The 23,097-nt window shown below is 47.2% G+C and carries 14 protein-coding genes; 1 reads left to right on the forward strand and 13 read right to left on the reverse strand.

The window, feature by feature from the left end:
• Positions 1-17: 17 nt before the first annotated feature.
• The 13 genes from WBG78_RS19820 to WBG78_RS19880 all read right to left on the reverse strand — a co-directional run bounded on the left by WBG78_RS19820 (position 18) and on the right by WBG78_RS19880 (position 22,085).
• The gene (locus WBG78_RS19820; protein WP_337328216.1) at positions 18-2,474 is read right to left on the reverse strand and encodes a T9SS type A sorting domain-containing protein; all 2,457 of its coding nucleotides are present in this window, start codon (positions 2,472-2,474) and stop codon (positions 18-20) included.
• Between the two features lie 59 nt (positions 2,475-2,533).
• Positions 2,534-4,168, reverse strand: coding sequence for a sodium/sugar symporter (locus WBG78_RS19825; protein ID WP_337328217.1), 1,635 nt, complete (start codon positions 4,166-4,168; stop codon positions 2,534-2,536).
• Between the two features lie 15 nt (positions 4,169-4,183).
• Positions 4,184-5,056, reverse strand: coding sequence for an inositol oxygenase family protein (locus tag WBG78_RS19830; RefSeq protein WP_337328218.1), 873 nt, complete (start codon positions 5,054-5,056; stop codon positions 4,184-4,186).
• Between the two features lie 599 nt (positions 5,057-5,655).
• On the reverse strand, positions 5,656-6,498 hold the full coding sequence (locus tag WBG78_RS19835) for a sugar phosphate isomerase/epimerase family protein (RefSeq protein WP_337328219.1): 843 nt from the start codon (positions 6,496-6,498) through the stop codon (positions 5,656-5,658).
• A gap of 74 nt (positions 6,499-6,572) precedes the next feature.
• Positions 6,573-7,532, reverse strand: a complete 960-nt coding sequence (locus WBG78_RS19840) for a glycoside hydrolase family 43 protein (protein WP_337328220.1) — start codon at positions 7,530-7,532, stop codon at positions 6,573-6,575.
• A gap of 116 nt (positions 7,533-7,648) precedes the next feature.
• Complete coding sequence (locus WBG78_RS19845) at positions 7,649-9,208, reverse strand: DUF885 domain-containing protein (RefSeq protein WP_337328475.1); 1,560 nt, start codon at positions 9,206-9,208, stop codon at positions 7,649-7,651.
• A complete protein-coding gene (locus WBG78_RS19850) occupies positions 9,174-9,512 on the reverse strand; it encodes a hypothetical protein (protein ID WP_337328221.1) in 339 nt (112 codons plus the stop codon). The genes WBG78_RS19845 and WBG78_RS19850 overlap by 35 nt, the downstream gene beginning before the upstream one ends.
• An 87-nt stretch (positions 9,513-9,599) precedes the next feature.
• Positions 9,600-13,088, reverse strand: a complete 3,489-nt coding sequence (locus WBG78_RS19855; RefSeq protein ID WP_337328222.1) for a ThuA domain-containing protein — start codon at positions 13,086-13,088, stop codon at positions 9,600-9,602.
• 270 nt (positions 13,089-13,358) lie between these two features.
• Positions 13,359-14,606 carry an L-fucose:H+ symporter permease gene (gene fucP / locus WBG78_RS19860; RefSeq protein ID WP_337328223.1) on the reverse strand — a complete coding sequence of 416 codons (1,248 nt, stop codon included), beginning with the start codon at positions 14,604-14,606 and terminating at the stop codon, positions 13,359-13,361.
• Between the two features lie 179 nt (positions 14,607-14,785).
• The gene (locus WBG78_RS19865) at positions 14,786-16,873 is read right to left on the reverse strand and encodes a sodium-translocating pyrophosphatase (protein WP_337328224.1); all 2,088 of its coding nucleotides are present in this window, start codon (positions 16,871-16,873) and stop codon (positions 14,786-14,788) included.
• Positions 16,874-16,929: 56 nt separating this feature from the next.
• Positions 16,930-18,393 carry an amino acid permease gene (locus WBG78_RS19870; RefSeq protein WP_337328225.1) on the reverse strand — a complete coding sequence of 488 codons (1,464 nt, stop codon included), beginning with the start codon at positions 18,391-18,393 and terminating at the stop codon, positions 16,930-16,932.
• 161 nt (positions 18,394-18,554) lie between these two features.
• A complete protein-coding gene (gene secDF / locus WBG78_RS19875; protein ID WP_337328226.1) occupies positions 18,555-21,554 on the reverse strand; it encodes a protein translocase subunit SecDF in 3,000 nt (999 codons plus the stop codon).
• 180 nt (positions 21,555-21,734) lie between these two features.
• Complete coding sequence (locus WBG78_RS19880; protein WP_337328227.1) at positions 21,735-22,085, reverse strand: hypothetical protein; 351 nt, start codon at positions 22,083-22,085, stop codon at positions 21,735-21,737.
• A gap of 227 nt (positions 22,086-22,312) precedes the next feature.
• Here WBG78_RS19880 and WBG78_RS19885 point away from each other — a divergent pair, with 227 nt between their 5' ends.
• Positions 22,313-22,765, forward strand: coding sequence for a hypothetical protein (locus WBG78_RS19885; RefSeq protein ID WP_337328228.1), 453 nt, complete (start codon positions 22,313-22,315; stop codon positions 22,763-22,765).
• The last annotated feature ends 332 nt before the right edge of the window (positions 22,766-23,097 follow it).

Raw genomic sequence — 23,097 nt, forward strand, 5'->3', positions numbered from 1 at the left:
GATTTTCATCGACCCCGCTATGGTCGCTTGATAAACTTCGATACAGAGGACTTTCCTGTAGCAGTGACTACTCTTACTGCATACATTCCGGGAGGGAGGTCACTGAGGTCTATGGTTGCCCCTGCGTCAGAGCTCTGATCAAAAATCTTTGAACCGGTAGAGCCATAAACGTGGATGGAGAAAGTTCCGCTATTGTCATTGGACCTGACATGCAGGCGATCCGTTGCAGGGTTGGGAAATAACTCGACATCGAGCGACTCATAGTTCCCGGCGACCGACGTTACTTCTCCCGGGTTTTCGGGTTCCTGCGGTTCTTCGGGCTCCTGTGGCTGTTCAGTCCGGGCCAGCTTTAAGCGTACCATCGATCCGTGCGATCCCGAACTCGTGTTGTAGAACGAGCCAATCGCAATCAGTTGATCCTCGGCCGATGCAGACCGTCCCGATGGAATATCTTCAGAAGGGATGGCCACAATGGAAGCAATATTATCCACATCTACCGGAATATTAAATTCATTAACAGTACCGTCGAGGTTAATTGAATAAATGATATAAGGTGTTTTGATATATATCTTTTCTCCTATCTGTTCAGCGGATGCATCAAAGAAGTTGGCAGGTCCAGCCGCGTTTAGTTGATTGTCGTTAAAATTCTTATCGAAGACACCGTCGGCCGATAGCTTTACAAGAGAGTGAGGAACACTTGTTCCGGCATATTTGGAAAACACGCCGCCTGCAAGAATTTCATTGTTGTCGAGCACCTTAACAAAGTCAAGCTGCATGTAGTCCGACTCAGAACTTAGTTCGGGGCGATCATTGCTGAATGTCGGATCGTAGGTGCCATCCGGTTTGACACGCCGAACGATCGGGTAGCTTCGCATTTTCACTTCGTCATATAACCCCATGAATCCGTAGATGATATTATCCCCCTGCATATCAAAGTCAAATGCTGTACTGGAACTGGTATGGCCAAGATCAAAGGATTCATCGTAGCTGCCGTCATTGTTCAAGCGCGCCAGGGTGTTAGGATCGGCAACAATGACTTTTCCATCCTTTAATAAATCAAACTTCACGACCTGGTAGAGAGGTGGTTTCTCCTCCCAATGAAAGCTTTCAATTTCATCGCCATTGGTGTCTACTTTGAAAAAATTCTGAAATGTGCTTACAAAGATGTCGCCGTTATCCAGCAGGCGTACCTGTTCGACTACTCCGTAGTTCTGATCGATGGCAAATGTTTCGTCTACAGTACCATCAAAATGAAGCTTGGCCATGCCATATGTATTCAGACTGTCGATCCTGATGAAGTCACCGGCCACCAACAAATGATCTCCTGCTCTATCACCAATCTTTAAATCGCCATGTCTCGCGATTCTGGGTTGGAATGAACTCAGAATCTGTCCATCCGGGCTGACTTTGATAAATCCATATTCATTTCCAAGTTGTGATGGCCCCGAAACAATCAAATCATCGTCTGAATTGATTACCAGTATGTCGTATGAAATGGTAGACTTAAAAAGAACCGGCGAGAATGTTTCATCCAGCGTTCCGTCTTCATTAAATCTCAACAACTGATCGACGGTTTTGCCGTTGAGATAAGTAAAAGCTGTAATGTAAAGGTGATCGCCGATAACATTAACGCGACTGATGGGCCCATGAAATCCCTGAAAGACGGCAAATGATTGGTCGAGTGAACCGTCCGGATTCAGGCGCACCGAGCCCCGACGTTGCACACCCTGGTAGGAATTAATGAAGCCCATGCCTAATAGTACTTTTCCGTCGGGAAGCACAGTGATGGCACCAACCCTGTCGTTTGTTCCGGAACCAGTATCAAATGAGTTGTCAATCGTCCCGTCAAAGTTCAATTTCACGATATCATTTTTCGTGACACCATTAACAGTGTTGAACGTGCCTGACATATAGATCTTGTCTCCAAGCAATTGTATATCCAAAATATCTCCATTGACCGGTACATTGAATGAGTCATCAACCGACAGGTCTGAATCGAAACGTTTTAAACCTGTGTCCCTATTTCCAGTTAGTATTCTTCCATCGGGTAACACAGCAAGTGCAACAGTATATGCGAGTAGTTCGGACTCAGCCATAAGAGATCCGTTGCTGCTCAGGACTACGAGTTTTGATTGGTATCCAATATTTGAGGATGTCCGCAATAATGCGGCAATATTACCGGATGGCAGAAGCGCCAGGTTCTTTACAATAAAGCCGCGAGGTATCTTTGAAACGAATGTAGCGTCAAGCGTGCCGTCTGAAGCAATACGTATCAGGTTGTTGACGGGCTTGTTACTATGATAGGCAATTTCTCCCCCTACCAATAAGTATCCATCTGGCTGAGCGATCATGTCCCCGACGTAGCATGCCCGAAGCGCAACGGGCGAGTGAAAAGATGCATCCAGCTGCTGACTTCGAAGAGTTGTTACCGAAAAGATCAGAAGGCTGCTGAGGAGAAGTTGAAGTTTGGGCATATGTCGATTGCGCACAAGAATATCTATTAAGACCAATGTTATTGATTAGCTCTTCGTGTTTACCAGAAAATGGTATACAGGCCGGCAAGAATTCCGATGATCAGGACGGAGCCTGCCAGAAACGCCGGTGATAGTTTGAAGTACTGAAGGCTAACGTCAATTTTAGGTTTCTGAAGTTCTTCGGCTTTGGTTGAAAGGCTCATCACAATCATTACGACAACAATAAAAACGAACGTGATTGTCATCCTATCGAGAAACGGATAATCAGGAAATGCTCCGTTCGTCCACACTGGTAGAAATTTAAGTATCGTTGATAGCGGAATCGTGAGCAGTGTTCCCGCCAATGCAGCGGCAGATGTGGTTCTGCGCCAGAACAGGCCCAGCATGAAAATGGCTAGTACGCCGGGCGAAATAAATCCTACATATTCCTGAATGAACTGGTATGCCTGGTCGAGTGCCTTTAACGATGGGGCTACCAGTCCGCCAATGACGAGCGACACGAGCACTGTCCATCGGCCTATACGGACGAGCTTTCGCTCGCTGGCTTCCGTATCAAAATACTTTTTGTAGATGTCGAGTGAAAAGATTGTTGAAATACTGTTGGCCTTGCCGGCGAGTGAAGCTACAACGGCAGCGGTAAGCGCAGCAAAGGCAACACCTTTCAAACCTGTGGGTAGCAGGTTCATCAGGGTTGGATAGGCATGGTCCGGTTTGAGTTTGCCCGCTGCGTCGACCATTTCAGTTTGGAAAAGTCCATCCTGATACAGAACGTACATGGCAATGCCTGGCAATACTGCGATGACGGGTATAAGCAACTTAATGAATGCGGCAAAGAGAATCCCATGTTGAGCAGTTTTGAGGTCCGCACCCAGGGCCCGTTGAATAATGTACTGGTTACATCCCCAATAATTGAGATTGTTGATCCACATGCCTCCGATTAACACGCTAAGACCCGGCAGCTCCTGGTAGTATGGATGTCCCTGTTTGAAGATCATGTGAAAGTGGGAATCAGCTCTTTCCTTGAGTAGTGACAGGCCGCTAAGCATACTTCCCTCCTGGCCCGATTTTTCAGAAAGCAGCGTTAAGGCCAGATATGTAGTGACCAGCCCTCCGATGATGAGTACGACAACCTGAATCACATCGGTATAGCCAATTACCTTCATCCCTCCGAGCGTGACAAAAACTGCAAAGACGATGAGACCTGCTATGCAAATGATGAAGTCAATGCCAGTTATTGAATTGATCGCCAGTGCGCCGAGGTACAGGATCGAGGTCAGGTTTACAAAAACATAAACGAGCAGCCAGAAGATGGCCATGACTGCGCTCACGGTCTCACCATACCGCTGTGCAAGAAACTGCGGCATGGTATAGATCTTATTCTTCAGGTAAATAGGTACGAAGAAGACGGCGACGATGATCAGTGTCGCAGCGGCCATCCATTCGTAAGTGGATATAGCAAGGCCCAGGGCGAACCCCGAGCCTGACATGCCAATAAAATGTTCAGCTGAAATGTTGGATGCAATCAGAGATGCACCAATAGCCCACCAGGTGAGAGAACCTTCCGCCAGAAAAAAGTCTTTCGTATCACCGGAAGTTACTTTTCGCTTCTGGTGATAGACATAATAACCATACGTCGCGACGATGGCGAAGTATATCAAAAAAACAATGTAGTCAGCCTGGCTGAGTGCGTTCATCCCAACGGACGCCTTTTAGAACTTCAATGTCGAAGGCAGGTATTTAGCAACCAGGTCTTCGTAATAAGGCTTCAGTTGTTTCCAGTCCGGAGGTGTAGGATTCTTGGAATACAGGTCATAGGGATTAAACAGATTTACCCACTTGAACATCTCCTGATCGTGCTTATCGAGAAGGTGGTCATAGGCATGCTCGCGATGCTGTGCATAGAACGAGTGATAACGGAGCATATACAGGCCGGGCTCAGGTATATAATCCTTCATCATCTGGTACACATATTCATCGTGTCCCCACGACATCGTTACGTTTTTCAATCCACAGTTCGGTTCATACACTCCGTACTTAGAATTAAATTGCTGGTTTGTGCTGTCGGGATTTGATGAGAAGAATTCAGGGTAAACAATTTTATCTGAATGTGCGCATCCAACCGGGAACGTATCTCCTACTACAGCCCACTGAGGTTCACCGAAGAGGCACAATACTTTACCCATGTCGTGCATAAGCCCAACGAGCACCATCCAATCGGGATGTCCATCGCGGCGTATAGCCTCTGAGGTTTGCAGGAGGTGCTGCATCTGGTCGAGGTCTGTATCGGGGTCGGAGTCATCTACAAGTTGATTCAGGAAGTCGAAGGCTCCCCAGATGTTCATCTCCTTCTTGTTGAAGCTGAGAAATTCCGCCCTCTTGGCCATCACGAAATCATAGGTTTGAAATGTGTGGTTGAGGCGATAGAATTCCTTTACCGTCTCCCGCTTTGGGTCGTCGTAGTTGCGATACTCCTCGACGGTTTTATCCTGCGCGATCGACTCAGGATCCGGATAACGTCGAAGGAGGTCGTCTTCCCATTCATCAAGGCTTTCAAGCGGGTTTACAGTCTGATTCGGCTTCATTGCAGCAATTATTTGTTAAAATTTCAGAAATCGTTTTCTGAAGGTCGGCAAATATTCCCGGCTTTGCAAAGGCGCGGATTGCTTATGATTTACTCTTTCGTTCCGGCACGCGCAACAGGCGAAATTGAACGGCTCTTAGACTTGCCGTAAGGAGGCCTAAGATGCCTGCAGATGCTTTCCCTACTTGATTGGATTCAGTGCCGCAGGATCCGATAAAGCAGTTTGCTTACGAACGTGGGAAACGAATAAATGAGGATCGAAACAAGTTATAAAGTTGCGAAACGAACAATCAGTAGTATAGAAAGAAACGGCCAGGCGTTGAAAACACGGATCGGCAAAGTATGGGAAAGTATAGGACGGGTATAGAAAAAATATAGGAAGGGTATGGAAAAGTATAGAAGGAGTCGTCTAAAAGTATAGGCCAACTATAGTGCTACTATAGTCCTTCTATAGGAGAATGTCAGCACGAAAAGACACGTGTGTCCTTTACGCTTATCCAAATTGGAGCAAAGAATATTATTCCACATGGCGGCCCGGCCAACTACAGGCAGCCACCAGCCAGGGTGCTGAAAATTTAAGGCGGAAGAATTAAATAGAAGTCACAACTTCTTCAGGTAGGCAAGCGTTTTTGGCACCTGCACGTTCACTGAACTGCTTTCATCTTCGATGTAGTAGTTAACAATGGCCGAGCGCTTTGCTGCCTTCATGATTTCGGGAATGTTTAACTGTCCCGTGCCAACTGCTACATCATTTTCCTGTGAAGTTGAACCAGAGAAGTCACCCTTCACTCCTTTTCTCAAATCCTTGACGTGCATCAGTTTGAATCGCGGGCCATACTTCTTCAATAATGCTGCTGGATCTGCTCCCGGATGAAACGCCCACAATATGTCGAGCTCGAAACTTACAAACTCAGGATCGGTGTGAGTAACAATATAATCGTAGTACGTGCCCTGTTCATAGGCTTGAAACTCGTAGCCATGATTGTGATAACAGAATTCAATTCCGTATTGTTCTTTCAAAAGCATTCCGGCTGTATTGAAATCACTTACCGCCTTTTTGGCTATGTCAATTGTAAAAGGACCCTCGTGCGGAATCCAGGCTACGCGAACAAACGTGGCTCCCAGCGCTTTAGCGTTGCGTGCCACGTCATTGGTCTTTTCAACCAGGTCAGGATAACTAACGCCAAACGAAGTGCACTTCATGCCTCTTTCGTCGAGCATCTTTTTGATGTCTTCCGCTGTTCTTCCGAACAGATTTGAAAATTCAATGTTCGTTATGCCGAGGCGTTTGATCGTATCCAGAGTGAGTGCTACGTCCTTTTGAAAACTCTTTCGATAAGTGTATGATACCATGCCCGGAGTTTCTTTTAAGGTCTTTCCGAACTGTTGTCCCAATGCTGCTGTCGCAGCAACAACCATTATGGCTAGCAGTAAATTCTTCATAGTTAACTGGCGTAAGAATATAAACTTAAACAATTATCAAGATCAATAGATTGTGTTACGGCGGACCAGCAAGTTCACTTTCCGATCTTCTTTGCTTCCACTCCTTCAGTTGTGATCACTACAGGCTTGATCAGTCCCTGTTCATCGAAATACATGCGCTCGATGCACGTTTCCCTCGAATTACCGTCGGTTTCAGTTAGAGGTCTGCGATGGTATACAATATACCAGTCATTGCCCGACTTTATCACTGAATGATGTCCTGCCCCGTTCGCGATAGTAGCATTCTGCTGGAGAATCTTCCCGATACGCTTGAACGGCCCAAACGGAGAGTCGGCAATGGCATAAGCAACGCAATAATCCGGACCGGTCCATCCTCCTTCTGACCACATGAAGTAATACTTATTATCGCGGATAAACATAAACGGTCCCTCCACATAGCCCTCAGGTGTGATTTCCTTAAAGGTTGTGCCATCGGCGTGAGGCACAAACCCGGTAAAGTCATCTTTCAACTGCGCAATGTTACAATGCCGCCATCCTCCGTAGATAAGATAATACTTTCCGTCTTTGTCGTGAAATACAAACTGGTCGATCGGCTGGGCGCCGTTGTGAAACTTGTCGACAAGGGGTTTGCCCAGGTAGTCACGATACGGACCTTCCGGCTTTGAGGCAACCGCGACCCCGATACCGCCTTTCTCCTTATCGCTTTGAATGTCGTTGGCGCCGAAGAAGAAGAAATATTGGTTGCCCTTCTGGATCACAGACGGGGCCCACATCGCACGCCTTGCCCATTTTACTGCCGTTGTATCGAGTATACGGGAATGTTTGGTCCAGTGCACAAGGTCAGGTGAAGAAAAGGCATCGAAGAACACCTGTTTATCGAAGGGCGCCGAAAAGGTGGGGAAGATCCAATACTTTTGTCCATAAATGATGCCTTCAGGATCGGCATACCAGCCTTTAAAAACGGGGTTACCGGACTTCTGCGCATAGCCAGTGAGTGAAAGAGAAACAAGGAAAGAGACAAGAATTTTTTGCATAGAACAAAATTAAGAATTAAGAGCTAAGAATTAAGAATTAACTACAGCCTTACAGCTGATTGCACAGCACGACCGGAGGTCGTGATAGCGAATTCTTAACTCTTAATTCTTAATTCTTAATTCATTATCCTCTCTCGCACCATCTCCACCGGCGGACCTCCAAATGACAGTACCTTGTCGTGAAACTCCTGTAATGAGAACCGATCGCCCATTTTTGCTTTGTAGTCCTCTCTTAGTTTCAGAAATTGTTGTTTGCCAAGCGTGTAAGACAGATACCCAGGATCGTAAGTGCCACGCATGGCCTCATGGTGTGCCCCCTGATGTTCGTAGTATGCATTTTCCTCAATGAATTTCGTGCCCTCCTCTACTGTCATGTTAGAAAGGTGCATCTTCAGCGAGACATACATGCGGCATAGCCGAAGCAGAGACTCATTCAATTGAGCAAGATGATACTTTGCCTGTGTCAGTGAATCCGACGATCCAAAACCCTCTTCAATCATCATTTGCTCTGTATAGTGCGCCCACCCTTCCACGAACGCATAGCTCGTAAAGATCTTCTCTACGCGGGTAGCCTTCGATGCATTGAGGTGCAGAAATTGCGTATAGTGGCCGGGATAAGCTTCGTGAATGGTGATCACATCGGTGACATAACGGCTGAATAACGAAAGCCATTCTTCCTGCTGCTTTTTCGACCACTTCACATCCACGGGAGTGATGTAATAATAAGCCTGCGTCGCTTTCTCAAACGGGCCGGGGGTGTCCATAGAAGCGGTGCTTGTGGCCCTGGCAAATTCCGGAGTTTCCTTTATGAGAACGCGAACATCTGAAGGCATCGATATGATCTTTTTGTCAATCAGGAATTGCCTGATGCTTTCTGCATTCTTCCGTGCATCCGGTATCAGGTTTGCTGCAGTGGAATGATCTTTTTGTAACTCTTTGAAAACGTCAATGGCCTTCCCTTTGGAAGGGTCAATCTTCTTAGCCACCTGCGCAAACTTTTCCTGTTCGGCTTTGAGAAGTTTTTCACAGTTCGAGAGAATTTCCTCCGGCGAAGTAGTAATGCCCTCGTTGTATAGAAGCATTTTGACGTAGTTGTCTCTTCCAATAGCGAAGCGGTTGTGTGCCTTCGGCATCTTTTCTTTTTCCAGCCACGAGGCATAATCCCGAAGCCCTTTCACGGCCACCTTATTGCTTTCATCAAAAACTTTTCGAAGCGAATCGTTTTTGACACCTGCAAATGCAGCCTTGAGCTCCTTCTCCATGAACGAGGCCCCACCCTTCGCTATTTGTATGGCCGTTTCGATATGCGGGCGGGCAAGCGAATCATCGAGATTCTCATGCGCCCATTGAAACAATGCAGGAGCAGCGAGTTGCATATTGTGAACGTAGAGCATCCTGTCTTCAATCGGCGCAAAATCGCGGGTGATATATCCGCTTACATCCAGATTAGCATAGACCATAGGGCTAGTGTGATAGAGCCTGAGGGTTTCGAAGCTAAATAGTTCCTGCCTGATAGAGTTATACAGGATATTGAAATCCATTTTTGTAATGGCAGAGAGACCAGCTGTGTCAAACGCTGACATTCTCTGATCAAAGCTCTTCAGGCGGGCAACTTCGGCATCGAGGGCTTTCTTACTGAGGTCATTGAGCTGGCCATCGTATGTGTGAATACCCAGATATGTTGCCGTACGGGGGACGAGCTTTTAAGTAGCCGTCGATGTATTCGTCGGAGAGGATAACAAACAAAGAATCGGATTGGTCCTTAGGAGAAGACTCTTTTGTTTCAGGCCGGCAGGCGGCAAAGAACAAAACAGCGATGAACAATGGAGCAAATTGCCTCATGGTGGTCAGAGTTAGGTTAGGTTCGATTGCCGTCCATAGCGATGGCGAATCGGAGAGTCGCTGAAGATAGACAATATTTCGCGACCAGATCATCACGTCAACCAGCAAATAAAAAGGGCTGATGCTCTTGCGAGCCACCAGCCCCGGGCTCCGACAGAATAAAATCCAACTGCGAACAAATTATTATCAACGGGCAGCCAGCTGTTAACCGGCAAGCCGGACGTTTTATCTCGAGGCGACGCTTCCCTTGCCTGCCTGGCTGCTCATGTAAACTATATTGGTAACGATGAACAGGATCCTTCCACCTTCTGCTTTTTCATTTCTGAAAACATAGTAAACTTCGTGCATACCGGAAGTAGGTTGCAATTTTGCCATGGCCATAGTTGGCTGTGGTTGTGTCAGCTTACCTTTAGTTGGAACGATTGGTGTGGTCTGTCCAATAATCGGTCCAGTGGGTGAATCAATATGTATTTCGATAAATCCTCCGGCTGAGTTTACCTGTTCGACCGGAGCCATAGCAATAATCATTGCCTGATCTATACCGGAAAGGTCAACTGCGTCAAAACCAATGTTCGATTTGTCTCCCGTGGCAATTACAAGCTCAATTGGAGGACTTGGTAACTTATATCGCGTTACGCCTTCAGTTTTCGTGGCAGTGGCAGCAGAGAAAGATGCACTTCTCAGCAATGTTACTTTCTCGGTAGTTGCAGGAGCTATTCCGTTGGCCCCCCTATCGGTATAAGAGGCGCGCATGATAACAACACCCTGGTCGGGTACACCTTTCGGAATATTGACAGTATACGTTCCCTTCACTGGCAACGACTTGACTACAGGCGCATCGCCTAAACTCAGGACATACCGAATAATTTCGCCCGCGTCTGCCTGTGACAATTGCGGATGGGCCGCCATCATGGTTTCACCCCAAACTCCACCACCACCATTGATAACTTTCTTTGAAAGATATTCAACGGCTTTAGGATCGTTCTTGTATTTCCGTGCAACGTCTGTGTACATCGGTCCGATCGATTTCTTATCGATCATGTGACAGGCCTTGCAATCGCTCTGTTCCATTAGTTTCCTTCCCGTTGCGAACTGAGCTGCCTCGTCAGCACCTATGTGTCCCTGAGCGATTTCGATCTTATCGAATCCTTCCTTCAGGTAGTCAATAGTTACGGCTACCTGGTCTGCAGCGATGCCGCCGCTTTCGAGGCTACCATCTTCCTTGTCGCTTACCTTCACTTCGTAATCGAACGTTTGATTAGGGAAGAAAAATGTTTTGTTACCCTCACTGATGTCGAAGGTAAGTTCGGGTGGTTCATTTCCGGCAACCAGTTGGATTTCAGAAGTTGACTTCTCTCCTTTTGCGTCGGCCACTGTGAGTATAGCCTTATAGTTGCCGGCCTTTTCAAATGTGTATGCCGGATCGGCCTCTTTCAGCGTGGCTACAGAAGTACCCTTGTCATCCTGAATGTCCCAGCTGTAGGAGAGTTCATCACGATCAAAATCTTTCGTGCCCTTCGAAGTGAAATTTACTTTCATTGGCACAGCGCCTTTGGTCCGGTCTGCGGCCATTTGAATTGAAGGTTTGCGATTACCACCGTTATACTCGATGCGAATAAGACGGGCATCATCGTTTGCCTGAAACCAACCTGTGCCATATTCCAGCATGTACAAATCGCCATTAGGTGCAAATTCCATATCCATTGGATTGCTGAACTTGTGCGTTGGCATGAACTGCTCCATTGATACATAGTTGCCTTCGGCATCCATGGTCACAGCCATGATCCATCCGCGCATCCATTCATAAATAAAAAGTTTGCCATCGTAATATTCAGGGAAGGCACGCTCGGCTGTTGCAAAATCTTTCTTATGATATACAGGGCCTGCCATCGCAGTACGTCCACCTTTACCCATAAGCGGGAATTCTTTGGATACATCGTAAGGATACCAGATGAAAGCTTTCTGTGCAGGTGGCAATTCCTTAAGGCCCGTATTGTTGGGTGAATTGTTCACAGGTTTGTTTGGATCAAATATCGCCCCGGACTTATTGGTCTTGAAATCCCGCTCGTAGTAGGCCTGATTGTCGCCGACAAAATATGGCCATCCGTAAAACCCGGCTTTCCGGGCCTGATTGATTTCGTCATAAGCTCTCGGGCCGCGGCTAACGGAGTCGGTACCCGCATCTGGTCCAACATCTCCCCAATAGAGATAACCGGTTTCCTTATCTACCGAGATGCGATAAGGATTTCGCGCACCCATGGTATAAATCTCGGGGCGGGTGTTTGCCGTTCCTTTCGGAAAGAGATTTCCGTCGGGGACAGAATAAGTGCCGTCCGGCTCAGGATGGATCCGAAGGACTTTCCCGCGAAGGTCGTTAGTATTGGCTGAGGATTTCTGCGCATCCCATGGACTCCTGCCGGGGCGATTATCCATTGGCGCATAAGCTGTCGAACGAGGACTAGTATTATCACCGGTAGACACAAACAAATTACCTTTGCCGTCGAATGCTATTGATCCTCCGGTATGGCAGCATTGTTCCCGTTGTGTAGCTACTTCCAGTATTATCTTCTTTGATGACTCAACCAGTTCATCTCCTTTTAGCTCATAGCGGGCCAGAACGTTTTTAGCTTCTTCGCCAGCAGGAGAATAGTAGAAATAAATCCAGCTATTCTGATTATAGTTTGGATCCAACGATACCCCTAACAGTCCATCTTCCGCCTCTGGCTGATTGCCGTCCTGTGTCTTGTATTTTGTGCTTACCTGAATGGTGGCGATCACTTTGCTTTTACCCTCTTTCGGGTCAAAGATCTTCACGTTTCCTTTCCGTTCCACGAACAATACACGCAAGTCGGGAAGTACAGCGATCTCCACCGGTTCCTGCAGTCGTTCTTCGAGCACGACTTTCGTAAAGCGATTTGTCTCGGGTACACGTTGTGTATGCGCCAACTTATAGTCCAGTGATTTTGGTTTTTCCCCGCCCATCGCATAATTCAGTCCGCCCCATAGATGGCGAAGAAACAGTGGCTCCGAATATGTTTGGTCGGTGTGCCCCATCGCTGTATAGAATGCGCGTCCACCCTCGTAGTCGTGATACCAGGCCATTGGATGATCATCACCATTGGTTCCACCAGTGTATGACTTCTCATCTATTTTCACCAGCACCTTGATACCAGGGTTGATGTTCTTATAACTATAAAACTCGTCGGTCCTTTCAAAGCGATCAGGCAGTGAATCGCTGGCCATGTGGTTCTTGTCGACCGTGTAGAAAGTTCCGCTCTTAACATTGGGGTTGCTGGGATGGCTTTCGAAGTAAGCGCCCACCAGTTTGCCATACCACGTCCAGTCATATTCCGTATCTGCCGCTGCATGTATGCCCACATAGCCACCGCCTGCCTGTATATATCTTTCGAAGTCGTTTTGCTGCTGTTGATTCAGTACATCACCGGTCGTACTTAAGAAGACGACTGCGTTGTAGCGACTTAGGTTTTCCTCATTAAACTGGTCAGCATTTTCCGTGGTGTCTACAATAAAATGGTGCTCGTCACCCAGCTTCTTTAATGCTTCGATACCTTTTCCGATCGACTCATGACGAAACACTGTAGTCTTTGAAAAAACCAGTATGCGAGGTTCGTTTTGTTTCTGGGAGCATGACGATGTCAAAATAATCAGGAGGCACACGAGTGGCCATATCAACCGTTTGTAGCGTTTATTCATACAGTTTTGATGTTCCTTAAGAGGATCAAAAATCCAGAAAACGAAAGCGAGCCGGGAATGCGATGAAGCAAGGTCCAGATTTGGCGATGCCGCATGAGAGCATTCAATACTGCGTCAAAGATAGGTCAAATTTTCCAATCAATGTGTCCAAAGTACGCATTCATTTGACACCAGTAAATGGACACTTTTATGGCGGCAGTCAGGAGGCAGAAAACACGAAACACGGCCGCACGTTCCGGTGTGTTATTGGCCATCAATGTGGTGAGCCCGCTAATGAGCCTTTCCAAGTTCAAGTCCTCTGACGTGTGAGTTCTTCATTGCGAAATAAAATATCACAAAAAAGCACAAACCTGGTACTATGTAGGAAAATTGAATGTTGAAAAGGTCGGACACCCGGCCCATGATCACCGGAAAGACTGCCCCTCCTACGATCGACATTATCAACAGCGATGAACCTTGTTTCGTTTTGGCGCCCAATCCACGAATGCTGAGGGCGAAAATAGTAGGGAACATAATTGACATGAAGAAATTAACGCCGATAAGGGCATAAATGGAAAACATACCCTTCAGCGAAATTACTGCCAGCAGCAGAATGATGTTTATGGCGCTATAAATTGCCAGTAGCCTAGCTGCTGTCACATAAGTCATTAAGAAAGTGCCGATGAACCGGCCGGCCATAAATGCTCCGAGGGCAATGCCGAGATAATTTGCAGCCGTTTTTTCGCCGACACCAGCGGCGTAGTATGAATAACGAATAAAGAAGCTGCTTGCGCAAACCTGCGCTCCAACGTAGAAAAACTGTGCTACCACTCCAAGAATCAAATTCTTTTCCTTCCAGATGGAACCGGCTGATTCTGCAGATGACTCCTCTGAAATGTTTGGCAGTTTTGTTTTCCAGAAGAAGTAAGCCACGGTCAGTACCACCACGCCAATCAGGACATAAGGAAGTTTTACAGCCGAGGCTTCGAAGTTAAGATAAGCATTGAGTTCATCAGCGGACATTGCTGATTCATCTGCAGCGGTAAGGTTCTTGCCTGATAGTATCACCCATCCGCCAACGAGAGGTGCAAGCATAGCAGCAAGACCGTTGAACGATTGCGCAAAGTTAATCCGCTGAGTTGCTTCCACGGGGTCACCTAACACAGTGATGTACGGATTCGCGGCAGTCTCAAGGAATGTGCAACCGCTGGCAATCACGAACAGGGCTCCAAGAAAGAAGCCGAACGTACGCGATTCGGCGGCTGGAAAGAATAGGAACGCTCCCAGTGCAAAAAGAAGTAGTCCAAGCAAAATTCCAGACTTGTATCCATAACGCTCCATGAAACGACCCGCAGGAATAGCGATAACAAAGTAACCGAAGTAAAATGCGGCGTCAATAAGTGCCGATTCGAAGTCACTCAGCTGGCAAGCCTTCTTAAGGTGAGGGATAAGAATGGAATTCAGGTTAAGGGCAAATCCCCACAGGAAGAAAAGAGACGTGATAAGTCCTACAGCAAACCGGGTGTTGTTATTGCGCATGAGTGGTGAGTATAACCACAAGGTATAAAATGCAGCGTTTTTTGCAAGTTAAAACGTTTGAAGGGCTTGCATTATTCAACGAGTAAAAGGTCACGATGATCAGAACATGTTCCCGGATGGGGCAAAAAAAAGAAGGGCCATTCCGGCCCTTCCAAGTGTTGTATTTATGAACGTGCAGCTTAAGAGATCATTCCTGCGATGATCAGCGACACAATTGAAGTCAGCTTGATCAGAATGTTCATAGAAGGACCTGACGTATCCTTGAAAGGATCGCCCACAGTGTCTCCAATAACGGTGGCCTTATGCGGATTTGAACCTTTAAAGAACTTCTCGCCATTTATAATAACTCCTTTTTCGAACGACTTCTTCGCGTTGTCCCATGCGCCACCAGCGTTTGACTGGAAGATAGCCATTAACACACCGCATACGGTTATACCTGCAAGTGCTCCTCCGAGTACCTCAGGGCCGGCGGTGAAACCAATAATTACGGGAGCAAGCAAGGCAATAGCGCCAGGCAAAATCATTTGATTGATTGCCGCTTTCGTGGAGATGGTGATACATTTCTCATAGTCGGGTTCTACTCCAGGTTTTCCTTCGAGGAGACCAGGGATTGACTTGAACTGGCGACGCACTTCTTCAACCATTGAATTGGCGGCCCGGCCAACGGCCTGAATCGCCAACGCTGAGAAGAGGAAAGGTATCATTCCACCGATAAACAACCCAGCCAATACACGCGCATTAGAGATGTCGATTACGGTGATGTTGGTGATAGTCATGAATGCTGCGAAAAGCGACAGCGAAGTAAGAGCTGCAGAAGCAATGGCGAATCCTTTGCCTATGGCGGCAGTTGTATTGCCGACCGAATCGAGGATATCGGTACGTTCGCGAACTTCTTTAGGAAGCGCTGCCATTTCAGCGATACCGCCGGCGTTATCGGCGATAGGTCCAAATGCGTCGATAGCAAGTTGTATGGCCGTTGTTGCCATCATGCCAGATGCGGCAATTGCAACGCCATAGATACCCGCCACTTCATATGCACCTACGATACCGAACGCAAGCACGATTACAGGCAATACAGTTGAAAGCATGCCCACACTAAGACCGGCGATCACGTTGGTTGCAGGTCCGGACATGGATTGCGCAATGATTGACTCAACAGGCTTCTTACCCATAGCGCAGTAGTACTCTGTGATAATACTCATCAGAAATCCCACCGTGAGTCCAATAATTACAGCGATGAAGATGTTGAATGACGGGTAAGTTGAATTTCCTATGGAGAACGTCTCGGGCAAAAGGAAATTGATAAGGAAAGATGATGCTACAATCGTGAGGACGATGGCGATGAAGTTTCCGGTGTTCAATGCTCTCTGAGGATTACCATTCTCAGATATTCTTACGAAGAAGGATCCGACGATGGAGAAGACGAGGCCCAAAGCGGCCAGTGCGATCGGCAGGATAACGAGTGAAAGTCCACCGAGTTCGTCTTTAACGGAAACGGTAGCGCCTAGCACCATCGTTGCAAGGATTGTACTTACATACGAACCGAAGAGGTCGGCGCCCATGCCTGCCACGTCTCCTACGTTGTCTCCAACGTTGTCGGCAATAACGGCAGGGTTACGAGGATCATCCTCAGGGATACCGGCTTCAACTTTGCCCACCAGGTCGGCGCCGACGTCGGCAGCTTTGGTAAAGATACCGCCGCCTACACGGGCAAACAGTGCTATTGATTCAGCACCAAGCGAAAAGCCGGTGAGGATCTCAAGTACTTTGTGAATATGAGTACCGTCAGCGTTGAAGAAGTTCTGAAACAATACGAACAATAACGTGAGGCCTAACACGCCAAGTGCCGCCACGGAAATACCCATGACACTGCCTCCGGTGAAGGAGATATCAAACGTCTTTGCAAGGCTCACGCGCGCCGCATTCGTTGTACGCACGTTGGCTTTTGTTGCAACCTTCATTCCTATGAATCCTGCGAGTGCCGACAACGCCGCCCCAATAACAAACGCAAGGCCGATGACGGCGTGCGACTTTTCGGGGTCGGCCGATATAGCGAGCAACACAGCGATTACAACAACAAAGATGGAAAGCACTTTATACTCGGCTTTCAGAAAAGACAGAGCGCCTTCAGCAATGTACTTGGCGATTCGCTGCATCTGTTCGTTCCCGGCATCCTGCTTTGCTATCCATCGCGACCTTACGAACGCAAACACAAGCGACAATAAGGAAACGCCGATGATGAGCATAGCGAACATAGCGTTTGACATACTTCTTAATTAGTTTAAGGTTTGATTATCCGCGAATATATCGATACCGGCACACACTACAACGTGTTCGGCAACGAATTCAGCTTGCTTTTTCTTCGGCCGTAGGCGAAATAAATGACTATGCCTATACCCATCCATACGATAAGCCGCAACCAGGTATCGCCTGGCAAAGTGGCCATAACACCCAGCGAGCTTGCAATACCCAGAATTGGCACATAAGGAAACAATGGTGTTTTGAAAGGACGATGGATTTCAGGATTTCTATAACGCAGTACCAGCACCCCCGCACAGACGATTACAAAGGCCAGCAGAGTACCTATGGACACCAATTCACCTAACAACTGGATTGGGAAAAGACCCCCAACGAGCATAGCAAAGAATCCTGTGATCAGTGTCGTCACAAACGGCGTCTGGAATTTTGGATGGACGCTGGCGAATCCTTTTGGCAGCAAGCCATCACTCGCCATTGAATAGAAGATACGCGTCTGCCCCAGGAACTGAACAAGTATCACTGAGCTAAGGCCTGCAATGGCGCCAACCTTTATTGGAACAGCCAACCAGCGCATAGTGTCACCCGCGGCATCTACTGCTACGGCAATAGGAGCCGCAGTGTTCAACAGATCATACTTAACCATGCCAGTCATCACAAATCCGACAGCAACGTAGAGGACTGTACACACAATCAGGGAACCAATAATTCCCCATGGCATATCTTTTTGAGGATTGCGTACCTCCTGGGTTACTGTCGACACGGCATCGAAACCGATGTAAGCATAGAATACAATTCCGGATGCCCTGAAAATACCGCTCCAGCCAAAGTGACCGAATTCACCAGTATTCGGAGGTATGAACGGATCGTAGTGATCTGCTGAAATGAAGAATATCCCGAGACCGATGAAGAGAAGGATTACAACTATTTTAACGATCACGATAACGTTGTTAAAACTAGCCGACTCCTTGATTCCTATTGCGAGCACTAAACTAATGAAAGCAACAATGAACATCGCTGGCAGATTGATTATGCTTCCAGTACCCATCCATTGATGCGTTGTTGCATCAAAGGCAAATGGTGCATTGCATAACTCGGGAGGTACTGTGATGTTAAAACTGGCGAGCAGGCTTACCATATAGCTCGACCACCCTACCGATACCGTTGCGCCTCCAAACAAATACTCGAGAATCAAATCCCAGCCAATGATCCAGGCAATGAATTCGCCCAGAGTCGCATACGCATAAGTATAAGCGCTGCCGGCAATGGGAATCATTGATGCAAATTCAGAATAACAAAGCGCGGCAAACGCACATGCAATGCCGGCAAAGACAAATGACAGAACGATGGCAGGGCCGGCATACGTGGCGGCGGCCTGTCCGGTGAGTACGAAAATACCGGCACCGACAATACCACCAATACCCAACATGATCAGATTGAATCGGCCCAGTGTGCGCCGAAGATTGTTGCCATGCGTACCCTCAGCTGCTACCAGCGACGGTATAGATTTCTTGATCCAGATATTTGCCATGTTCAGGTTAGGTTCTCGGTTGGAGATGCGGCACACCTCCGGTTTAGTTTCTTAGTGGGGTTTGCAAAAGAGTTTGAACACAGCCTGTGCCTCCCGAGGTGAGCAAACTCTGCTCCCCATCAAGGTTCAGAGTTTGTTCACGCCGGGTTCAGGCAGTTATATTAAGCTACGGACGCCTTTTTTGCAGGCACTTTTTCCGGCTTCTTTTCATTGTCGAAACGAAGCACAGTTGGGCCTGCTATAAATATAGACGAATAAGTACCAACTACAACACCGATAAAGAGTGCAAAGGAGAAACCCCGCAGAACTTCACCACCAAACAGCAAAAGCACGAGCACGGCAATGATCGTTGTTCCGGAAGTGATAATCGTTCTGGAAAGGGTGTCATTCAGCGCGTCGTTTACAATGCGCTTCTTATCTGTCGTATAGCCCAACGACATGTTCTCACGTATCCGGTCGAAGATGATTACCGTATCGTTGATTGAGTAACCAATAACGGTAAGGATAGAGGCTACGAAGATCTGATCGATCTCGAAACTAATACCCAATACGTTTGCAATAGAGAATGCAGCAAACACAAACATTGAGTCGTGGATGGTGGCCAGGATCGCACCCCAGCTATACTGCCACTTGTTAAAGCGCAGCAAAATGTAAATGAAGATACCGATGAGGGAGAATAGGCTGGCTTTCCACGCCGACTTCTTAATATCGTCTGCAACAGTCGCACCTACTTTTGAAGTACCTGAGATTGTGAAATGGTTGGCATCCTGGCCTCCTTCGCGGTCAACGAATTTAGCACCGCTGAACTTCTCAACGCCTGCGATGAGCGCATCGCGCACCATTTTGTCAGCTTCCTCGGAGTTGTCTTCAATGTGGTAGGCGGTAGTCACCTTCATCACATTGTTACCACCGTAGTTCTTCACCTCAGTGCTGGATCCTTCAAAGCTTTCGCTCAACGACACCTTCATGTCTGTTGCTACTATAGGCTTGTCAAAAGTTACCACGAACGAGCGACCACCTTTGAAGTCCACGCCCATGTTCAACGGCTTCACAAAAATGAGCAGGAAGCCGATTGCTACAACTGACCACGAAATCTTCGAAACCATCGGAGCTGTTTTAAGGAAGTCGAAGTATTTACGACGTTTCACTGCGCGTGAAATTGCAGACTCGAATGAGACAGGTCCTTTTGCACGCGACATCATCCATTCAATCACAATACGAGAGATATAGATAGCAGTGAAGAACGATGTGACAATACCGATGATCAGCGTTACAGCGAAGCCTTTGATAGGTCCCTGACCAAATATCAGAAGGAAGATACCCGTGATCAGTGTAGTCAGGTTCGAGTCAAAGATTGAAGCAAATGCCCGCTTGAAACCGATCTGTACAGCCTCTTTGTTTGAACGACCTTTCCCTATCTCTTCTTTCACACGTTCATAGATAAGCACGTTCGCATCTACGGCCATACCCATGGTAAGAACGATACCTGCAATACCGGGCAGAGTTAAGGCAGTACCAAATGAAGGCTGCGCAAGAATACCCAGGATAAAGAACATGTTGAAGAGAAGGGCGAAGTTAGCCACCCATCCACCGCGTGAATAATACACAACCATGAACAACACGATCAATATCAACCCGGCTACGGACGAAACGATGCCGGCCTGCTGAGCTGTCTGTCCAAGTGTGGGGCCGATAATCGCCTCTTCTACGATTGTACAAGGAGCAGGTAATGAGCCAGCCTGCAGAATGTTCGCAAGGTCCTTTGCTTCTTCAATTGTGAAGCTACCAGAGATCTGCGAGTTACCATTTGGAATTTCACCATTTACGTGAGGCGCAGAATAAACTGAGTTATCAAGTACGATGGCAATTCGTCCGCCTGGTGACTTGCTGCTGGCGTCGCGAGTCATCTTTGCCCAAATACGCGAACCTGTAACGTTCATCGTCATGCTAACCGCAGGGCGCGCATACTCGTCGTTTGAAAGACGTGCTTCATTGATTACATCACCAGAAAGTTTAGCGGTGCCTGAACGACCCATGTCGATAAAGTAGAGTTGCAACGCAGAATTGTTCACCTGATCTACGTCTGACTTGTAGGCCCAGAACACACGAACATTGCGCATTATGCCGCGTACATCTTCGCGCTTGAATATTTTGTTTATGCGAGCTGTGTCGCTTAAAGAATATCGGAACGCACCTGGAGGATTGCTGAGAGAGAAAAGAGGAGATACCGTATTGTTCTGAAGCGAGTCAAGTCCTCCTGTTGTCTTTGTTGTGTCGGCCTGTGTGTTTGCAGCGGTGCTGTCGCTCAGGAGTGACTTCAAATCTGCATCCTTCTTAGGTGCTGTTTCGCCTTTCACCTTAGGCTGAGCCAATTGTTCTTTAACCAATAGCTGGTTAATGGCCATCAGCTGCGTATTGAGAATCTGAGGCTCTGTAACGTCCCAGAATTCGAGGTGAGCAACACCCTGAAGGAGTTTGCGTACGCGTTCCGGATTATCAATACCTGGGATCTCTACCTGGATACGGCCTGTACCGGGTAATTGCTGGATGTTTGCTGATGACGTACCGAACTTGTCAAGACGATTTTGGAGGATCGTGTATGAACGGTCGATGGCCTTATCGATTTCTTCATTAACAATCTTTGTAACTTCCTGATTGTTTGAGCTGTTGGTGATCTTTCCACGAGTTGTGGCATGCGTAAAGATCGATGCAAGACTGCGATCCGGATTTTGCTTCTGATACGCATCGAAGAACAATTGGCTGAAAGGACGATTTGTCGTCCTTGCTGCCTGACGCGCAGTTCTCATGGCCTTTTGGAATGCGGAATCCGATGGATTGCCTGCCAGACCACGTATGATATCTGCTGGTGAAACCTCCAGCGTTACGTGCATACCACCCTGCAAGTCGAGGCCAAGATTAAGCTCATTGTCCTTTACCTGCTTGTATGTGTACTCAGCCCCGAGCAGGTTGTACACCGGCTTATCGCGAAGCGAATCAAGATATCCTTGCTTTTTACTCAGATCGACGATGCCTTCCGCATTAGTTGCGAATGTGACAGCGTCACTTTCTACTCTCCTCGATACTACCGTAAAGGAGAGAAAATAAATGCACAGAAGGCTAAGAATAACCGTGAGTGCGATAACGAAACCCTTGTTTTGCATGATGGGAAAACCCTTAAATTGTTGTTATAGGTGGTTGTAAATTAAAATGGAATCAATGCAGACGAATTTGCATTGAAAGGGGCGGTTGCTGCTGCGCGTTTGCTTATCGTGAAAGGATGACGAGAAAATCTGTCTCAAGCCAGGCCTGCGATGCAAACTTTAGAGCAGCTCAGATCTTTGTCAGGGGGCGTTCGAGGGTCGGATAACCCGAAACAAGTCGACGTAGAAACGTCTGACAATACAGGAAAAGCGAGGTACAGGTCGCTCGTCAGATACAAACTGGAAGAGGATCTCTTCCATCCAGGGGAGTTCCTGGTTTATCACTTCAAGACGTGAAGATGTGGGCAATACACTGCTTTTAATGGTAAAAACAGTGGTCTCCTTGCCATTTACCTTCTTGATTGCCTTCACAGTGCAGTCGTGCGCTGCCATGCTCTGGCCAAGGGAGAATATGATGAGCAACAGACAAAGGCCACTCTTCAGCAACCCCGCGCGCACCACCTTCGACTTATCTGCACTATTGAAAAACACGGCGCAAAGCTAAGCAAAATCTTAGCACATTTGGAAGTGGCTATTTCCTGCGGATATCTGCCGCCTCAATTACCGCCAGTCGTCAGCAAACTCGTCTGTCAAAAACAAGACTGCCTTCCGGGTCGCGTTTGATGAATATCTGTTTTCGATTTATGAGTGGATTAAATCCGGCCACCAAAATGCGAGATCAATGCAATAGGAGCCTTTGGTGTGCCTCATTACAATAATTGCGACGCTTCCCGGATTTGACCTATTTTATACCGGAACACCCTTTTTCTGAAAAATTTTCATTTACATTCAAAGAAATTTTGATTTACATTGCGCTTCCTATGAGAAAAGAAAAAGACAATACCAGGCGTATTGGCGGGCTTCTGCTCGATGCCTTGTTGTTGGCTTTTATCGTCTCATTTTCATTTGCGGATGTTCGGATAGTAGACAGCCATGCAAACAGCGCCTGTTCGGTAAGTGAGACAAATAACGATCTCATTCTGATTAGGGGACTTGATGCAGTGTGCACGTCTTTTGTCAAACAAATCTCACAAGCCCAGCCTTCCCTCATTTTCTCTCTTGATTCGATATTGAAGTCTCCGCATGTTGCGGATGCGGGTGTTGTTATTTTAACAGGCACGCAACAATTGTATAACACAATTTATACGAATACGACGATCAATGCTCCTTAGTAGATGAGTTCAGCATCTGCGTTGATGTCGTTCCAAATGATTTCACGGGTGCTGGCAGAGAAGAGGATTTGATTTAAATTTCACATTCCACCAGAGCAAAAGTAATTATCTGTTTCCTGTGCCGCTTAATGTGTAGCAGGAACACAATGACATATATAATGAGTGTCTCTGCGTTGTTGGGACTGTCGATTGATGATCAACGGCCAATAATAATGACGCGAAATGCTTAACATTAAAAAAATTATCTGAGGTGCTGTGACTTTTTCACCGCTCCTACATTTAATGCTTGTCCAAGGACAAGTTGAATGGGTAGTTTTATCCGAATTGAAAAT

It is taken from the genome of Chryseolinea sp. T2, from assembly GCF_037203685.1.
GTDB lineage: Bacteria > Bacteroidota > Bacteroidia > Cytophagales > Cyclobacteriaceae > Chryseolinea.